This is a genomic window from Allobosea sp. LjRoot9, assembly GCF_964252745.1.
GTDB lineage: Bacteria > Pseudomonadota > Alphaproteobacteria > Rhizobiales > Beijerinckiaceae > Allobosea.
In genome coordinates this window covers 185,436-202,222 of the sequence record NZ_CAXUPC020000003.1, presented here as the reverse complement: position 1 = coordinate 202,222, position 16,787 = coordinate 185,436, and the positions used below count along the sequence as shown (strand labels likewise).

The following is a 16,787-nucleotide window of genomic DNA, read 5'->3' as shown; positions in this document are numbered from 1 at the left end:
TTTCCGGCCCGGCCGCCTTGCAGTGTCGCTCCGGCATTTGCCTTTGCGGACGACAATGATGCACCAACACTTCTCTTTCGCAACGGCAATTTTCGGAAACGCGCATTGCGCCAATTGAAGGGCTGGCTATATGGCTAGCTCTGGAATGGACCAGCTCAGCAAGCGCCACAGCGAAATCCTCGATACGCTCGGTCGGCGCGGCTATCTCGCGATCGAGGAGCTGGTTGCTGCCTTCAACGTCACGCCGCAGACCTTGCGCCGCGATCTTCAGGACCTCGCCGACCGAGGGCTGCTCAGGCGCCATCACGGCGGCGCCAGCGCCAATGTCAGCACCGCCAATGCCGATTACGGGCTGCGCCATGTCGAGACCGCCGACGGCAAGGCCGCGATCGGCCGCGTCGCGGCCAAGCTGGTGACGCCCGGAAGCTCGCTGTTCCTGACACCGGGCACGACCGTGGACGCGCTCGCCAAGGCGATCGTGGAACTCGCACCGAGCGGTTTGCGCGTCGTCACCAACAGCATCGCCGCCGCCTCGATCCTCGAGCAATGCCCCGGGATTTCGATTCAGGTCACCGGCGGCATCTGGATGCGCCACAACCGGGCGCTGGGCGGGACGCCGGCGGTCGAGTTCGTCGAGAACTACCGCTGCGATCTCCACCTCACCAGCATCGGCGCCATCGACCTGGACGGAAACCTGCTGGAATACCGGGACGAGGAGGTGGTGGTGGCGCGGGCCATGTTCCGCAATGCGCGGCGCAAGGTGCTGCTGGCCGACCACACCAAATTCGGGCGCGTCGCCACATCCCGCCTCGCCCATCTCAGCGAGGTCAGCACCCTGATCACCGACCGCAAGCCGAATGAGCAGATCTCGGCGATGATCCGGCGCGCAGGCTGCGAACTCGTGGTGACCGGCTGAAGCGCCGGCCGGGCAGCGCAGGGCCCTTCTCCCCTGGCGGGAGAAGGTGGCTCGGCGAAGCCGAGACGGATGAGGGGGCGCTGTGAGCTCTCCGTCTGGCTGAGAACACGACGCCAACCGTAAAGGGCACGGCGCCCCCTCATCCGCCCCTGCCGGGGCACCTTCTCCCGCGAGGGGAGAAGAGAAGTGGGCGTCGTGACACAGCCTGCCTCTATACCCCCGCGCTGAGATCGATCTCGGACTGGCTCGCCATGTCCTTGCCGAACCACGCCCGGATCGAGGCCGCGCGCTTGCCGAGATAGCGCAGCTTGTCGTCATCGAGGATCATCGGCAGGTCGTGACCGGGCACGACCACGGTGCCGGGTCGCTCGCGCCAGCGCGACCAGATCATCTCGATCGTCGCTTTGCTCACAGCCGGGTCATAGGTCATGTCGGTGTCGCGCGAGATCAATTCGGCGCGGTTCTTGGCGGCGTCGCCGGTGAAGATCACGTCCCTGTCCGGCGTGCGCAGATGGTAGATCAGGCATCCCGGCGTGTGGCCGGGCGCGATATGGGCCGTCATGCCGGGGAAGACCTCTGCCCCATCCTGAACTGTCTCGCATGTCGGCCAGTCCGAGAGCGTGCGCACATAGAGCTCGGGCACCGGCGTCTCGCCCCAGGGCTCGTCCAGCGCCCATGCCAGTTCGACAGCCCCGACCACGATGCGGGCGCCCCGGAACAGCGTCCAGTTCACGGAATGGTCGTAGTGCGAATGCGTCAGCAGCAGGTCCGTGACATCAGACGGCTTCAGGCCCTGCCGGCCAAGCTGCTCGATCAGCAATTTGCGCATGCCGAAATTGCCCGCATCCACCAATGCGACGCGGCCGGCGGCCCTCAAAAGCACGACCGAGCTCCAGCCCAAGCCACCATGGCAGACCGACTTGCCGGGATAGCCGCAGACCAGGATGCGCAACGGCCCGTCGGCCAGCTCCGGAGGGGTCTCGAACATCGTCATGCCATCGCTCCTGTCAGAAGCCGTAAAGCGCCGCGGGGTTGTCGACGAGGATGGCATGACGCTGGGCCGGATCCGAAATCGCCTCCGTCAGGCACGACAATGCCTCGGCGTCGTCCATTGCCTCGAATGGCTCGATATCGGTCGGAGCCCGCCCCACGCCACGCCCGCCGCCCGTATGCGGCCAGTCGGAACCCCAGACCAGCGCCTCCGGGTTCTCGGCCGACAAGGCCCCCATGAAGGGGATGGCGCGAGCAAGATGCCCCCGCCCGGCAAGCCGCTGGATCGCAGAGATCTTGATGGTCGCCTTGCCCGAGCCCGCCAGACGGAGGACGCCTGAGAAGCCGGGCTGCTCCGGACCGAGCGCCAGATCGGGCAGTCCGAAATGGTCGATCACCACGCGCGCCTCCAGCTCCAGCAGGCGCGCCGCCAACACGTCGATGACGTCGAGGCGAGCCAGGATCTGGACATGCCAGCCAAGCCGGGCGACCTGTTGCGCCTGCCCCTGGATCAGGCGCCAGGCTTGCTCGGGATCATCCATTCCATGGGTCGCGATGTTGACGCGCACGCCCCGGACACCTTGCGCATGGAGACGATCGAGCTCGTCGCGCGCCGTGCCGAGGCCGATGACCGCCACGCCTCTCGCTGTGCTGCCGAGATGGTCGAGCCCGGCGAGCATCCGCCGATTGTCGGTTCCATAGGGACTTGGCTGCACCAGAACCACGCGGGAGATGCCGAGCCGCGCATGCAGCGCGCGGAGTTCGCCCTCATCGGCATCGCCCGGCGTATAGACCCGGTCCGGAGAAAACGGGTATCGCCCGGCCGGGCCGAAGAGATGGACATGGCAGTCGCAGCTGCCTTGCGGCAATGGCTCGATCGGCTTTGTCATGCGGCACCTTTGCGTGCGTCGTCCGTTTGGGCGAGCAGGTCTTGTTGGTCGAGCAAGCCGCTCAGCACATGCGGGATGATGCCGCCGGCCTTGAGCAGCTCGACTTCGAGCGACGTCTCGATGGCGGCCGTGAGCGCAAGCGTCTCGCTGCCGCCCTCCTCGCGCAGGATCGAAACCACGACCTCGCAGCGCGGCGAAAGCCTGTCGAAATCCCAGTCGAGATGAAAGCGATCGCCGCCGGCGATGCGAAGCGCGGACGGGTGAAGGCCGGCAGGCAGCAGCAGCGGCAGGATGCCCATGCCGATCAGGTTGGAGCGATGGATCCGCTCGATGCTCGCCGCAATGATCGCACGGACCCCGAGCAGGGCGACGGCCTTGGCCGCCCAGTCGCGCGAGGAGCCCATGCCATAGCGCTCACCCGCCACGATCACGAGCGGCACGGCCTCCAGCCGGTAGCGCTCGGCCGCCTCGGCCAGGCTGACGATCTCTCCCGACGGCATGTGACGCGTCAGCCCGGCCGGCGCTGCCGGCAGGAGCTGGTTCACCACTAGGCGGTTGCTGAAGGCGCCGCGCAGCATGACCTCGAAATTGCCCCGCCGCGAGGCGAAGACATTCAGGTTCCCCGGATCCCCACCTGCGGCGACGATATAGCGGCCGGCCGGACTGTCGCCGCGAATCTGGTTTGCCGGCGAAATATGATCGGTCGTGATGTCGTCGCCTAGGACGAGCAGCGGCCGCGCCGGCCCCCGGGGCGGTGATGCTCCCGAAGCGCGCACGAAGGGCGGGCGGCGCAGATAGGTCGAGCGCTCGTCCCAGGGGAAGCGCGGCCCCGCCGGCGCCTGCAGCTCGAGCCAGAGCGGCCGGACCGCCGCCTCGCCATAGGCGGCGTCATAGTCGCGCCGGTCAGCGCCCAAGGCGAGCGCCGCATCGATTTCCGCGCCGCTCGGCCAGAGTGCGGACAGGCGAATCTCCGCTCCCGCCAGTGTCACGCCGACAGGGTCTTGCATGATGTCGATATTGACCGTGCCCGCCAGCGCGAAGGCAACGACGAGCGGCGGCGAGGCCAGGAAGCCGTATTCCAGATCGGGATGCACGCGGCCGGGGAAGTTGCGATTGCCGGACAGGACCGCGACCGGGCGGAAATCCTTTCGGCTCAATGCCTGCTGGACCGAGGGAAGCAGCGCGCCGGAATTGCCGATGCAGGTCGTGCAGCCATAGCCGACGACGCCGAAGCCCATGGCCTCGAGATCGGTCATGAGACCGGCGCGTCGCAACATCCTCTCGGCGGTCGGCGAACCGGGCGCCAGCGAGGTCTTGACCCAGGCCGGCGGCTTCAGCCCCAGGGCCCTCGCCTTGCGGGCGAGCAGCCCCGCAGCAACGATCAGGCGCGGATCGGAGGTGTTGGTGCAACTCGTGATCGCGGCGATCACGACGGCCCCGTCAGGAAGCTGCGCCGTGGAGCCAGGTTCGAGCGGAGGGACAAACGCAGCCGCGGTCGCACCTGCGGGAAGACGGTCCTGCGGGCGCCGCGGCCCCGCGACGCTGGGTTCGATCCCGTCGAGCGCGATGTCGAGCCTGCGGGTGAAATCCGGCTCCGCATCAGGATCGAACCAGAGATCCGCCGCCGTCGCGAAGCTGCGGATCAGGTTCAGCTCGCCCTCGTCCCTGCCGACACCGCGAAGATAATCACAGCTTGCCTCGTCGATCGGGAAATAGCCGGTCGAGGCGCCATATTCCGGGGCCATGTTGGCGACGGCAGCCCGCTCGCCGACGGCAAGCGTCGAGACACCCGGACCGAAGAATTCGACGAAGGAGCCGGAGACTCCGAGCTTGCGCAGGCGTTCCGTCACCGTCAAAGCGAGATCGGTCGCGGTCACGCCCTCGCGCAATCGCCCGGTCAAGCGAACGCCCACGACCTCGGGGATCCTCAGGATCACCGGAACGCCGAAGAGTGCGCCTTCGGCCTCCAGCCCGCCGACGCCCCAGCCCAAGACGCCCAGCCCATTGACCATGGGCGTGTGGCTATCGGTGCCGAGCAGCGTATCGGGATAAGCCAATAGACCATCCGCCTCCCGCGCCGTCACGACCAGCTTCGAGAGCCGTTCGAGGTTGATCGTGTGCATGATGCCGGAGCCCGGAGGGTGCACATGGATCCCGGGCATTGCCCCTGAGGCCCATTTCATCAGGCGATAGCGCTCGGCGTTGCGCTCGAACTCCTTCTCCAGATTGAGCTGGAGCGCGTCGGGACGGGCGTGGAAATCGACGCCGGAGGAGTGGTCGGTCGAGACGTCCACCCCGATGCGCGGCATCAGCAGGTCGGGATCGCGGCCATGCTCGGCCAGAACATCCCGCATCGCGGCGATGTCGACCAGCGCCGGCCCGCAGGTCGTGTCGTGCATCATCAACCGGTTCGGCAGGAACGGGATCTCGGCCACGCTGCTGCGCGTCAACAGCCAGGCCTTGAAGGCGGGAACGACGCGTTGCGCCTCGCGAGCCGAATTTCTCAGCGCATTCTCAAACAGGATGCGCAGCACATGCGGCAGGCGCAGGACATCGTCACTGAGCGCATGCCGAAGGTCGATGCAGGCGCAGGAGCGCCCATCGACCTCGAAGCGGCGACGTCGGACGGCTCTCTGGGTGGATTGATCGACTTGCATCATCTCAGTCCGGCTTGAAGCCCGCCTTGTGGAGGATCGCGGCCCAGCGATCGACCTCGCTCGCCACCAGCGCCTGCATGGCGGGGCCGCCGCGTTCGTCAGGTCGCGGCGCCCGCGCGCCGATCGTGACGAGCCGCTTTGCAACCTCCGGATCGTCCAAGGCCTTTGCGACCGCGCCCTGCAGGATATCGAGCACGGGCTTCGGCGTCGCCTTCGGCACGAACAGCCCCGTCCAGGTCTCGGCCTGGAACTCCGGTAAGCCGGCCTCCTCGGAGGTCGGCACATCCGGCAGGGTCTCGGCCCGCGTCCTGGCCGCAACCGCAAAGGCCTTCACCGATTGTGACTGGACCTGGCCGCTGACGGAGGCAACGAGATCGCAGGAGCCGTCGATCTTGCCGCCGATGATGTCGTTGATCGTCTGGCCAAAGCCGCGATAGGGCACATAGGTCGGCTTCACCTCGATGAGCCCGAAAAACATCAGGCAGGTGATGTGGGAGGCAGCTCCATTGCCGGAATGCCCCATCATCAAGGCGCCCTGCTTCTGCTTCGCCAGGGCGATGAACTCCTTCAGATTCGCCGCCGGCAGATCATTGCGGAAGAAGACGATATTGGGTGTCGAGGCGACGAGGCCGAGATAGGCGAAGTCGGATTTCGGATCATAGGGCAGCTTCGGGTTGACGGTCACCGCCGCGGCAAGCGTGCCGGTATGGCCAAGGCCGATGGTGTAGCCGTCGGGCGCCGCGCTCTTGACCCGTGAGCCACCGATGGCTCCTCCCGCCCCGCCGATATTCTCGACCACCACGCTCTTGCCCAGCACGCGCCCCAAGGCTTCGGCGAGAATGCGCCCCGTCGTGTCGGCCGCGCCACCCGCGGCGAATGGAACGATCATGGTGACCGGCCGCTCCGGGAACGTCTGGGCCCGCGCGCCTGCCGACAGCAACACCGCGGCGCCAAGCATCGCAGCCAGCCCGAGGCAACTCCTCCCGAATAGCATCATCTGCGTTTCTCCCCTTCTTGGCCTTGGTTCGGCGCTCACGCCCCGACCATTTTTCGGACCTTGCGGACAGCAGCCTCCGGCGAGGACAGCACCGGCACGGACGCCGCCTCGCAGCAGGCCGCGAGCGCGCGCGATGTCGAGAAATGCGCCAGCATCAGCGCATCGACCTGCCCGAAGGCCTTGGCCTCCCGCGCCACCAGGGCGTTGTGGGTCTCGGCATCGCCTGCGCGCAGCGCCGCCATCGCATCAGCTGCCAGCCGCGTGGAAAGCCTGGCTCCGGACCTGACGCGCCTTGCCTCCTCGGCGAACTCGGCCTCCATCGTCGCGATGGAGGGGCCGAAGGTGGCGACCATGCCGAGCCTCTCGCCATGCCCGAGCGCCTCCTCGAACATCGCCTCGTTCGGCTTGAGAACCGGAACCGGAACCGCGCGTCCCGCCGCCTCGATCGCGGGGCCGAAGGCCGAGCAGGTGAACAGGATCGCCTTGGCGCCGAGCGAATGGCCATACTCGGCCAAGGCGACGATGCGCTGGTGGATGGCGGGTGTGATGTCGCTCGCCTTGGCCCTGTCCAGCGCGAGGGAATCGTCGAGGATGTTGACCGGCTCGGCCTCCGGCCAAAGCTCCTTGAAGGCTTGCAGGATGGGCTCGATCGCGACGGGCGTCGCATGGATCAAGGCGATGCGAGGACCGGTGCTCATCTCAATGCGCTCCGGTCACGGGTTGAACAGCCAGGTCGAAGCCGGCTGCACGGTACAATGCGCCACATGCGACGACAGCTCCGACGCCCCCTGTGCGCGCAACCGAACGCTGCCGCGCTTGAGGCGGTACTCCCATTTGTCGCCGAGATAGATGCAGCCTTCGACATCCAGCAGCTGGCTCGTCGCGGTCGGCTCGGATGAGACCATGATGGTTTCGACCCGGACCACGGCGCGGATATCGGAGGCATCGCGCGGCGGTTCCGCATCGCGCCAGATCCCGGGCAGGCTCCAGCCCTCGCAGCGAATGAGCGCACCGCCATCCGCTTGCGGCTCGAAGGCGCCCGACAGCACATTGTTGGTCCCCATGAAATCGGCTGCGTAGAAGCTTGTTGGCTGGCCGTAGATCTGGATTGGCGTGCCGTCCTGGACGATGCTGCCGCCCTTGAGCAGCAGGACATGGTCGGCGATCGCCAGCGCTTCGCCTTGGTCATGCGTGACCATGATGGCGCAGATCCCCAGTTCGAGGATCAGCTTGCGGATCCAGAAGCGCGCCTCCTCGCGCAGCTTGGCGTCGAGATTCGAGAGCGGCTCGTCCAGCAGCAGGACTTTTGGCTCGTAGACGAGTGCGCGGCAGATCGCGACGCGCTGCTGCTGGCCGCCCGAGAGCTGATCGGGATAGCGCGCCGCCAGATGCGCCAGGCCGAGCTTGTCGAGGATCGTCTCGACCCGCGTCTTGATCTCGGCCGCCGGCCGCTTGCGAAGCCGCAGCCCATAGGCGACGTTCTCGAACACCGTCCGGTGCGGCCAGAGCGCATAGGACTGGAAGACGAGACCGATCTCACGGGCCTCGGGTGGCAATGCGACGCCGGCCTCGCCGTCGAGAACGGTCTTCCCGCCGATGACGATCCTGCCGGTCTCAGGCTGCTCGAGACCGGCAATGCAGCGCAGCAATGTGGTCTTGCCGCTGCCGGACGCGCCGAGCAAGGCGACGATCCGGCCCTTCTCGGCGGTGAAGGAGGCGCCGGACAGGATCTTGAGGCCACCCAGCCATTTTTCGACGTTGTCTACGACGAGTTCAGTCATGTGATCGACTCAGTCATGTGATCGTTTCAGTCATGGAGTTTCGCTCCCAGCCGCAGGGCGAGTGTCAGGCCCACGGCCGTCAATGCGATGGAGATGAAGGACAGGGCGGCGATCTGGTCCATGGCGCCCGAGGTCAAGAGCGACACCATCAGCGAGCCGATGACCTCGGTGCCCGACGACATCAGATAGACGCCGGTGGCGTATTCGCGCAGGAACACGATCATGATCATCGCCCAGGCGCCGGCGAGGCCGGGCCTGACCAGCGGAATGACCACGTCGCGCCAGCTCCGGTAGACCGATGCGCCGGTGATGCGCGCCGATTCCTCGAGCTCGGGCGCGACCTGCAGCAGCGTCGACTGGATGATCCGCAGGCCATAGGACAGGCCGACGATGATATAGGCGATCAGGAGGCTGATCAGCGTCGCCCTGAGCGGGATCAGGAAGGGCACGAACAGGAACAGCCAGAAGAAGGTCAGGCCGACGATCAGGCCGGGCAGCGCGCGCGGGATCAGCACGGAATAGTCCAGCAGGGTTCCGCTTCTGCCGCGGTTGCGGTGCCCCGCGAGGCCGACCAACAGGTAGAAGGCGACCGCGATGGCGCCGCCGACCCCGGCGAGCAGGATCGTATTGAGGATGCCGCGCGACAGGCTCGGGATCTCGAAGACCGCCTTGAAATTGGCGAGCGTCAATTGCTCCGTCAGCCTGACGCCCTCGCCCCAGTTCTCGACGAAGGCACGCAGCACGATGCCGCCGACCGGAAAGAACACCGAAACCAGGAGCCACAATCCGATCAACCCCAGCGCGACCGCCTGGCCGGTGCTGCCCAGCCGGAGCAGATTGGTTCTCGCCCCCTTGCCGCCGACTGCCGCGAAGCGCCGGGCGTGGCGCAGCAAGCGGCGCTGGATGAAGACGAGCGGCAGGGTGATCAGGATCAGGAACACCGTGACCGCCGCCATGACCTGATAGGTCGGCGCGCCGAAGATGGTGTTGACCTTGTAGATATAGGTGGTCAGCACGAGGATGCCGTTGGGGTCACCCAGCACCAGCGGAATGCCGAAGGTCTCGAAGCCCAGGAGCAGGTTGAGCGCGGCGCTGAAGACCAGCGCCGGCAGGACCATCGGCAAGGTGACGTCGAGCGAGACCCGCCAGATTCCGGCCCCTCCGGTACGTGCCGCCTCCTCCAGATCGGATGGCAGGCGGCGCATCGCCGAGGCCACATAGAGATAGACCGTCGGCACGTGGCTCAGGCCACCGATCAGGATGATGCCCGGCAGCGTGTAGATGCTCCAGGGCGCCGCGCCGAAGAGGCTCTTGAAGGCGATGGTGACGAAGCCCGACGGCCCAACCGAAACGGTGTAGCCGAAGGCCAGGACGATCGACGACAGGAACATCGGCACGAGCACGAGCGGCTCAAGCCATGTCCGCCCCTTCAGATCCGTCCGCGTGATCAGGAAGGCGAGCAGCCCGCCGAGCGGAACCGCGACCACCACCATGCCGAAGGCGTAGAGCGTCGTCGTCCACAGCGCCCGATAGAACTCGGGATCGGTCAGGACGAAACGGAAGGCATCGAGGCTGAAGCGAACATTGTCGTCGAAGAAGGGCGCGTCGAGGACGCTCTGATAGATGACGAGCAGCGCAGGCGCCGCCACCATCACGAACAGGGCGAGAATGACTCCCGCCCTGAAACGCGGCGCGTCGTTGGCAAGCGACATGACGATGCTCTCAGTCGGACGCATCAACCGCGCAGCGCCTGCTTCCATTTCTGGAAGAACTCGGCGCGCGTTTTTGGATCAGATGCCTCCAGCAGCGCGGCCGAGACGGGGATCGGCTTCAGCTTGCCGCCGGCCATCTCATTGAGCTTGGCGATGTTGAGGCCTTCGCTGACATCGGTGCGGATCGACGGCGCACCACTGCCGGCCATCGCCGTCTGTCCGCGCTGAGACAGGAGGAAGTCGAGGAAGACGCGCGCCGCGGCGGGATGGGGCGCGCCCTTCGAGATATTGGCGACCCGCGAGAACGCCGCCGCATGGTCGGGCGGCAGGACGACGCCGAGATTGCTGTTCTTCTTGGCCCATTCGATCGCATAGGAGCCGATCAGGTTGAAGGCGATCCAGTGCTCGCCCGAGGCGATCTTCTCGCGCATCGCCCCCGAGCTGCCATAGACCTTGGGGTCCGTTCCGCCGAAAGCCTTCACGAGCTCCCAGGTGTCAGTGGTGGTGCGGGCGTCGTTGTTGAAGAACAGGAAACCGGAGCCGCTCTTTTCCGGATCGAACGAGGCGACCTTGCCCTTCAGCGCATCCTTGTTGGCTTGCAGGAAGGCAATGAGCTCGGCGCGCGTCTGCGGCGGCTTGAGCGCCCCCAGCATGCTCTTGTTGTACATGATCGCGACCGGCTCGACCGAGGTCGCGTAGAGCTGGTCGTTGAAATTGGCCCAGGCCGGCAGTTGGGCAGCCTCGGGCGATTTGTAGGTTTCCGCCTGCCCCTTCGAGACCAGCACCATCTGCAGGTCCATCGCCGAGGTCCAGACAATGTCCGAGCCGACCTGCTTGGCGGCGGCTTCCGAGATGACGCGGTTATAGGCGCCGTTCGTTCCAAGGTCGTTGTAGTCGACCCGGATGCCGGGGAACGCGGCCCGGAAGGCTTCGATCAGCGGCCGCCCCTGCACATCGTCCGTCGATGTGTAGATCGAGACCGCGCCCTCCTTCACCGCCTTGTCGACAAGCTCGCCGTAAACAGCGGGATAACCGGCCGGAACGCCCTGCGCGATGGCGGAGCGATTGCCGGCCATGGCTGCAGCAGCGAGCGCGCCAGCGCCCGCAACGAAATGCCTGCGTGTGATCATAGCGTCCTCCCAAGATCTTTTTCTTGCGAGGACGCTAGCTCAGAGTATTGGTTTTATCAATCCGTAAAACCAAATATACGCATACGCCCCGGACTGCGGCGCCCTAACCCCTTGGCACAGGCGCGAACTCGGCCTGAACGACCGGCGATTTGACCGCCAGGGCACCATTCAGATGCCGGCGCATCACATGCGCCGCCTCCAGATTGTCGCCGCGCTCGAGCAGATCCAGGATCTGAACATGCTCGATGCTTTGCGCGACGATCCGTTGGGGGTCGACCTTCAGCCGGTACTCGATGAGGCGCCGGAACTGGTTGGCGCGCTCCAGTGCGAACAGGAACATCGGATTCCCCGCCATTCTGATCAGCTCCTCATGGAAGCCCGCGCCGGCGCTTCGCATCGCCTCGGGCGTTAGCCCGCCAAGCTGCCCCCGCGCCAGCTTCTCCTGGACTCTCCGCAAGGGGGCGGCAGCGGCTCTATCGAAACGGAAGGTCGGCTCCATGATCGCCGCCGGCTCGATCACCGCCCGAAAGCGATAGATCTGCTCGAAGGCCTCTGATGTCTTGGCGACCGGCCGCAAGCGCCAGCCATATCCCGGCTTGGGCTCGGCCCAGCCCTCCTGGACCGCACGCACGAAGAGATCCTGGGCCTGGGAGCGTGTGAGCCTGTATCTGTCCCTCACGGCCTGCTCGGTGAGCTCGCCTTCGATCCGGTCGTTCAGCCAGTCCTCGGCGAAGGTGAAATAGGGGTCGGTATCGGCCGCCCTGGCCGCGAGCACTGGCTTGGCCAAGCCCGCCACATCGATATCGGAGCGAACATAGAAGCCGCGATTTGGCCGGCTCTCGATGACGCCGTCACCGGCCAGCACGCTCAACGCCTCGCGGACCGGCGAACGGGAGACCTGATACTGCTTGGCAAGCGCCTCGGTTGCCAGATGCGACCCCGCGGAGAGGTCGCCCGAATTGATGCGGGCGACGATATCGCCGGCGATGCGGAGCGCGAGGGGACTATTGGACATAGCTTGATCTCATGGAGTGGCGAAACGACGAGTGGCGAAACGACCTGCCGCGCGAACGCACCCAGCCGGCAGCAATGATTTCGGGCGGTCGCCCTTGACGCTAATTTGGATTTCATAGATGCAATAACCAAATCTACAAACTCGCCTCGTATCGCAGCGACGGAACGTGGCGCGCCGGAGAATCCTCATGAAGCTGCTCGTCCTGCCCTGCGATGGCATCGGTCCCGAGATCATCTCCGCCTCCATGCAGGTGCTGGAAGCCGCCAGCACGCGGTTCGGCCTCGACCTTGCCTTCGACTATGACGAGGTCGGCTTCACCAGCCTGGAGAAGCACGGCACCACGCTGCGTGACAGCATCCTGGAGAAGGCTCGGCACGATTATGATGGCGTGATCCTCGGAACCCAGTCGCATGCTGACTACCCAGCGCCGGAAAAGGGTGGACGCAACGTCTCCGCCGGTTTTCGGATCGGCCTCGATCTCTACGCCAATGTCCGCCCGGCGCGCACCCGGTCATTCATTCCATCCAATATGAAGCCGGGCAAGACGATGGACCTCGTCATCATGCGCGAGGCGACGGAGGGCTTCTATCCCGACCGCAACATGCATCTGGGCTGGGCCGAGCTGATGCCCTCGCCCGATATGGCGATCTCGCTGCGCAAGATCACCGCCCATTGCTCGAACCGCATCGCGCGCCGCGCCTTCGAGCTGGCGATGAAGCGCCGGAAGAAGGTCACCGCCGTCCATAAGGTCAACAGCTTCCACCAGACCGACGGGCTTTTCCTGCGTGAGGTCAGGAAGGTTGCCGCCGACTTTCCCGAAGTTGCCCTGGACGACCTGCTGATCGACGCCTCAACGGCGCATCTCGTGCGCAATCCCGAGCGCTTCGACGTGATCTGCGCGACGAATTTCTACGGCGACATCATCTCGGATCTGGCGAGCGAATTGTCGGGCAGCCTCGGCCTCGCCGGCTCGATGATGGCGAGCGACAGCCATTGCTGCGCTCAGGCCCAGCACGGCTCGGCGCCCGACATCCAGAACCAGGACAAGGCCAATCCGGTCTCGATGATGCTGTCCTGCGGCATGCTGCTGCAATGGCTCGGCGAGACGCGCGGCTTGCCGCAATTCGAGGCGGCCTTCCGTGCCATCGACGCAGCGATCGACACCGTCCTGACGGATCCGGCCTCCCGCACGCCGGACCTCGACGGCAAGGTCGGCACGAAGAAATTCGGCTCGCTGGTCGCCGAAGTGCTGGCTCGCCCCTAAGCGGGATCGCGGGGCGACGGCAGGGCGTGGCAGGCGTTCAGGCGAACTTTGCTGGCATTGCCGCGCGATCACTCAATAGCGCAGATGGCGGTTCAGGCGGTGCTCGAGGCGGCGACTGAACAGCGACATCCCGAAGCAGCATAGAAAGAACACGACCACCGCGAAGGCATAGCCCTCCCGCGCCATGCCAAGCCAGGCCTGGTCCTTCTGGGCCTGGGTGATCACGGCGAGAAGGTCGAACAGGCCGACGATGCTGACGAGCGTGGTGTCCTTGAACAGGTCGATCACCGTGTTGACGAGGCCGGGAATGACCAGCCTGAGCGCCTGCGGCATGACGATGAAGGACTGGATCGCCCAAGGCCGAAGGCCAAGCGCAGTCGCGGCCTCGGCCTGGCCGCGGGGGATCGCCTGCAAGCCGCCGCGCACGATTTCGGCCATATAGGCAGCCGTGAACAGCGTCAGCGCCAGCATCGCGCGCAGCAGATTGTCGATCGTCGCGCCATTGGGCATGAACAGCGGCACCAGCAGCATCGCCATGAAGAGCACGGTCAGCAACGGCACGCCGCGCCACAATTCGATGAACAGCATCGAGAACAGGCGGATGACCGGATATTTCGAGCGGCGGCCGAGCGCCAGGAAGACGCCGAGAATGAAGCCGCCACCGCCCGCCACCGCGGTGAGCAGGACGTTCAACATCAAGCCACCCCAGAGATTGGTGGCGATGTAGGCAAGTCCGAACACTCCGCCGACCAGCAGGATGCCGGCCACCGCGGGCACGAAGCCGAGCAGGATCAGCGCGAGCCAGCCCTGCCAGCGCGGCGGCGCGATAAGCGTTGCCGCCGTGGTGCCGACGACCAGAGCCAAGGCGAGATCGACCCGCCAGCGCTCGGGCGAGGGATAGCGGCCATAGAAGAACAGGTCGAACCTGACCTTGATGAAGGTCCAGCAAGCGCCGCCGGCATCGCAGGCGGCGCGCGTGGTGCCGGAGATCGTCGCGTCCGTCACCGCCCAGCTGAAGATCGCTTTGACGAGGAGAATGATCACACCAGCCAGAACCAGCGTCAGCAAGCCGCTGGAGAGCGATGGAAACAGGTTCCGTTTGACCCAGACATGTGTCGGCGCCATCGCGATCAGCGCTCCACGATCGCGACATGGGCGTTGTACCAGGCCATGAAACCGGAAATGACGAGGTTGATGCCGAGGAAGATGATCATCACCAGGAACATCGTTTCGAGCGCCCGCCCGGTCTGGTTGAGCACCGTGCCGGCATAGATCTGGACCAGTTCCGGATAGGCGATCGCTGCGCCGAGCGAAGTGCTCTTGGTCAGGTTGAGATACTGGTTCGTCAATTGCGGGATCATCACCCGCAAGGCCTGCGGCAGGATGACCAGGAACAGCGCCTGAGCCCCGGACAGGCCAAGCGAGGATGCCGCTTCGCGCTGGCCCCTAGCGATGCCCTGGAGCGAGGCACGCACGATCTCGGCGACGAAGGCCGACATGTAGAGCGACAGCCCGCCGACCAGTGCGATCAATTCGGGCGGCACCACGACGCCCCCGACATAGTTGAAGCCGCGCAGCGTCGGGTAATCGATATGATCGATCGACAGCAGGACGAGCATAAGCGCGACGGCAGGCAGGAGCGGCGCGGCCCAGCCAAAAGCCCGATGCCGGCGGCGCAGCCCCCTGAACACAGGGGCAAGGCACAGCGCAGCCACCAGCAGCAGGAACGGCCACAGGCCAGCAGTGCCCATCTCGATGCTGGGCATGTTCAGGCCGCGGACGCTGAGGATCATGCCTCCCGGCAGGGCCAGGCCGTTGCGCGGCGGCGGCAGCGCCTGGATCATCACCACATACCAGAAGATGATCTGCAGCAATTGCGGGGTGTTGCGCACGATCTCGATGATCGCCAACGACAGGCTGCGCGCCAGCCAGTTTGCCGAGAGCCGCATCACGCCGAGCAGGAAACCCAGCAGCGAGCCCAGGACGATGCCGATCGCCGCGGCGAGCAGGGTGTTGAGCAGGCAGACCCACAAGGCCCGGCCATAGCTATCGGCCGTCGACCAGGGCACGACGTGGAAGGGAATGTCGAAGCCGGTCCGCTGGGACAGGAAAGCGAAGCCGAAATTCATGTTCCGCGCCGCCAGATTATCCGACGCGTTGGCGATGACGAACCATGCGAAGAGGGCGAGCGCGCACAGGAAGAGGCCTTGCCAGGCAAAAGCGCGGAAAGAACCGCGCCTTTGCTGTCTCGGGGCTGGCTGTCGCGCGATCAGGACCGCGGTGTCAGCCAAGGCCATCAGCGCAGCGGCAGGGCATATTGAAGCCCGCCCTTGGTCCAGAGATTATTGGTTCCGCGTGGCAGGCCGAGCGCCTTGGGGCCGAAATACTCGTCATAGATCTCGCCATAGTTCCCCACGGCCTTGATGATCCGGTAGGACCAGTCGCCATCGAGGCCCAGCGGCTTGCCGAAATCCTCGTCGATGCCGAGCAGGCGCTGCATGAAGGGATCGGCCGGCTTGCTGGCCTTGATCTGATCGGCATTGGCCTTGGTGACGCCCATCTCCTCGGCCGTCAGCAGGATCATATGCGTCCATTTCAGGATATCGCCCCATTTCTCGTCGCCTTCGCGCGCGAAGATGCCGAGCGGCTCCTTGGAGATGATCTCGGGCAGGATCATCCAGTCGTCGGGCGCCTTCATGGTCGAGCGCGCCGCGGCGACGCTGCCGGAATCGTCGGAATAGCCGTCGCAGCGCCCCGCCTCCGCCGCGGCAAAGGCCTCCTCCGGCTTGTCGAACAGCAAGGAATTGATCTTGATGCCATTGGCGGCACCGTAATCGGCGATGTTGAGCTCGAGCGTGGCGCCCGTGAGCATGCAGATGGTCGCGCCGTTCAGCTCCTTGGAGGAGGCGACCTTGAGGCTCTTCTTCACCATGAAGGCCTGGCCGGCGTAGAAATTCACCGCGATGGGCGAGAGGTTGAGCTGCGTGTCGCGCGTGAAGGTCAGCGTGCTGTCGCGGATCAGGACGTCGATCTCGCCCGATTGCAGCACGGTGAAGCGGACCTTGGTGGTCACCCCGACATATTTGACCTTCTCGGCATCACCCAGCACAGCCGCGGCGATGGCGCGGCAATAGGCGACGTCGAGCCCTTTCCATTTCCCGGTCGAATCCTGGAAGGCGAAGCCGGGAATGCCGGTATCAACGCCGCAATTCAGCTCGCCGCGCTTCTTGACCGCGTCCAGCGTCGCACTCTTGACCTGGGCTTCGGCGGGGAGGCCCGCCGCACCTAGTCCGCAAACGGCAAGCGCCGCCGCATAAGCCAGTTTCCGCAAGCTCGTCATGACCCGATCACTCCCTGCCTGAGACAAAAGACAAAATCGAAGGCGACGCGGGGCTCTCGCCCCGAAACGAGAGCAATGTCCAATCCAGCTGGATC

Annotated in this window: 14 protein-coding genes; 2 read left to right on the top strand and 12 right to left on the bottom strand. The window is 65.6% G+C overall.

The features are described 5' to 3' along the window. Positions 1-145 precede the first annotated feature (145 nt). Positions 146-916 (top strand): DeoR/GlpR family DNA-binding transcription regulator, encoded by a 771-nt coding sequence (locus ACSQ3P_RS15450; protein WP_436166433.1) that lies wholly within the window; start codon positions 146-148, stop codon positions 914-916. 211 nt (positions 917-1,127) lie between these two features. Here the strand turns inward: ACSQ3P_RS15450 and ACSQ3P_RS15445 are convergent, their stop codons facing one another. The 9 genes from ACSQ3P_RS15445 to ACSQ3P_RS15405 all read right to left on the bottom strand — a co-directional run bounded on the left by ACSQ3P_RS15445 (position 1,128) and on the right by ACSQ3P_RS15405 (position 12,088). Next, positions 1,128-1,910: an MBL fold metallo-hydrolase gene (locus tag ACSQ3P_RS15445; RefSeq protein ID WP_436166432.1), complete on the bottom strand. Its 783-nt coding sequence runs from the start codon at positions 1,908-1,910 to the stop codon at positions 1,128-1,130. A gap of 13 nt (positions 1,911-1,923) precedes the next feature. Beyond that, positions 1,924-2,796 carry an amidohydrolase family protein gene (locus ACSQ3P_RS15440; protein ID WP_436166431.1) on the bottom strand — a complete coding sequence of 291 codons (873 nt, stop codon included), beginning with the start codon at positions 2,794-2,796 and terminating at the stop codon, positions 1,924-1,926. Next, positions 2,793-5,453, bottom strand: a complete 2,661-nt coding sequence (gene acnA / locus ACSQ3P_RS15435) for an aconitate hydratase AcnA (protein ID WP_436166430.1) — start codon at positions 5,451-5,453, stop codon at positions 2,793-2,795. Before acnA ends, ACSQ3P_RS15440 begins: the two co-directional genes overlap by 4 nt. A gap of 4 nt (positions 5,454-5,457) precedes the next feature. Then, entirely contained in the window at positions 5,458-6,450 is a 993-nt protein-coding gene (locus ACSQ3P_RS15430) for a Bug family tripartite tricarboxylate transporter substrate binding protein (RefSeq protein WP_436166429.1), read from the bottom strand. A gap of 35 nt (positions 6,451-6,485) precedes the next feature. Beyond that, entirely contained in the window at positions 6,486-7,148 is a 663-nt protein-coding gene (locus tag ACSQ3P_RS15425) for an aspartate/glutamate racemase family protein (RefSeq protein ID WP_436166428.1), read from the bottom strand. Between the two features lie 15 nt (positions 7,149-7,163). Further along, positions 7,164-8,231 carry an ABC transporter ATP-binding protein gene (locus ACSQ3P_RS15420; protein ID WP_436166427.1) on the bottom strand — a complete coding sequence of 356 codons (1,068 nt, stop codon included), beginning with the start codon at positions 8,229-8,231 and terminating at the stop codon, positions 7,164-7,166. Between the two features lie 26 nt (positions 8,232-8,257). Then, positions 8,258-9,943, bottom strand: coding sequence for an ABC transporter permease (locus ACSQ3P_RS15415; protein ID WP_436166426.1), 1,686 nt, complete (start codon positions 9,941-9,943; stop codon positions 8,258-8,260). A 23-nt stretch (positions 9,944-9,966) separates the two neighbouring features. After that, positions 9,967-11,073: an ABC transporter substrate-binding protein gene (locus ACSQ3P_RS15410; RefSeq protein ID WP_436166425.1), complete on the bottom strand. Its 1,107-nt coding sequence runs from the start codon at positions 11,071-11,073 to the stop codon at positions 9,967-9,969. Between the two features lie 103 nt (positions 11,074-11,176). Then, positions 11,177-12,088 carry a GntR family transcriptional regulator gene (locus tag ACSQ3P_RS15405; protein ID WP_436166424.1) on the bottom strand — a complete coding sequence of 304 codons (912 nt, stop codon included), beginning with the start codon at positions 12,086-12,088 and terminating at the stop codon, positions 11,177-11,179. A gap of 187 nt (positions 12,089-12,275) precedes the next feature. Here ACSQ3P_RS15405 and ACSQ3P_RS15400 point away from each other — a divergent pair, with 187 nt between their 5' ends. Next, positions 12,276-13,352 (top strand): isocitrate/isopropylmalate dehydrogenase family protein, encoded by a 1,077-nt coding sequence (locus ACSQ3P_RS15400; protein WP_436166423.1) that lies wholly within the window; start codon positions 12,276-12,278, stop codon positions 13,350-13,352. Between the two features lie 72 nt (positions 13,353-13,424). Here the strand turns inward: ACSQ3P_RS15400 and ACSQ3P_RS15395 are convergent, their stop codons facing one another. The 3 genes from ACSQ3P_RS15395 to ACSQ3P_RS15385 form a co-directional block, all read right to left on the bottom strand. Beyond that, positions 13,425-14,477, bottom strand: coding sequence for an amino acid ABC transporter permease (locus ACSQ3P_RS15395; RefSeq protein WP_436166422.1), 1,053 nt, complete (start codon positions 14,475-14,477; stop codon positions 13,425-13,427). Positions 14,478-14,482: 5 nt separating this feature from the next. Next, positions 14,483-15,481, bottom strand: coding sequence for an amino acid ABC transporter permease (locus ACSQ3P_RS15390; RefSeq protein WP_436166421.1), 999 nt, complete (start codon positions 15,479-15,481; stop codon positions 14,483-14,485). Between the two features lie 167 nt (positions 15,482-15,648). Then, positions 15,649-16,692: an amino acid ABC transporter substrate-binding protein gene (locus ACSQ3P_RS15385; RefSeq protein ID WP_436166420.1), complete on the bottom strand. Its 1,044-nt coding sequence runs from the start codon at positions 16,690-16,692 to the stop codon at positions 15,649-15,651. Positions 16,693-16,787: the final 95 nt, after the last annotated feature.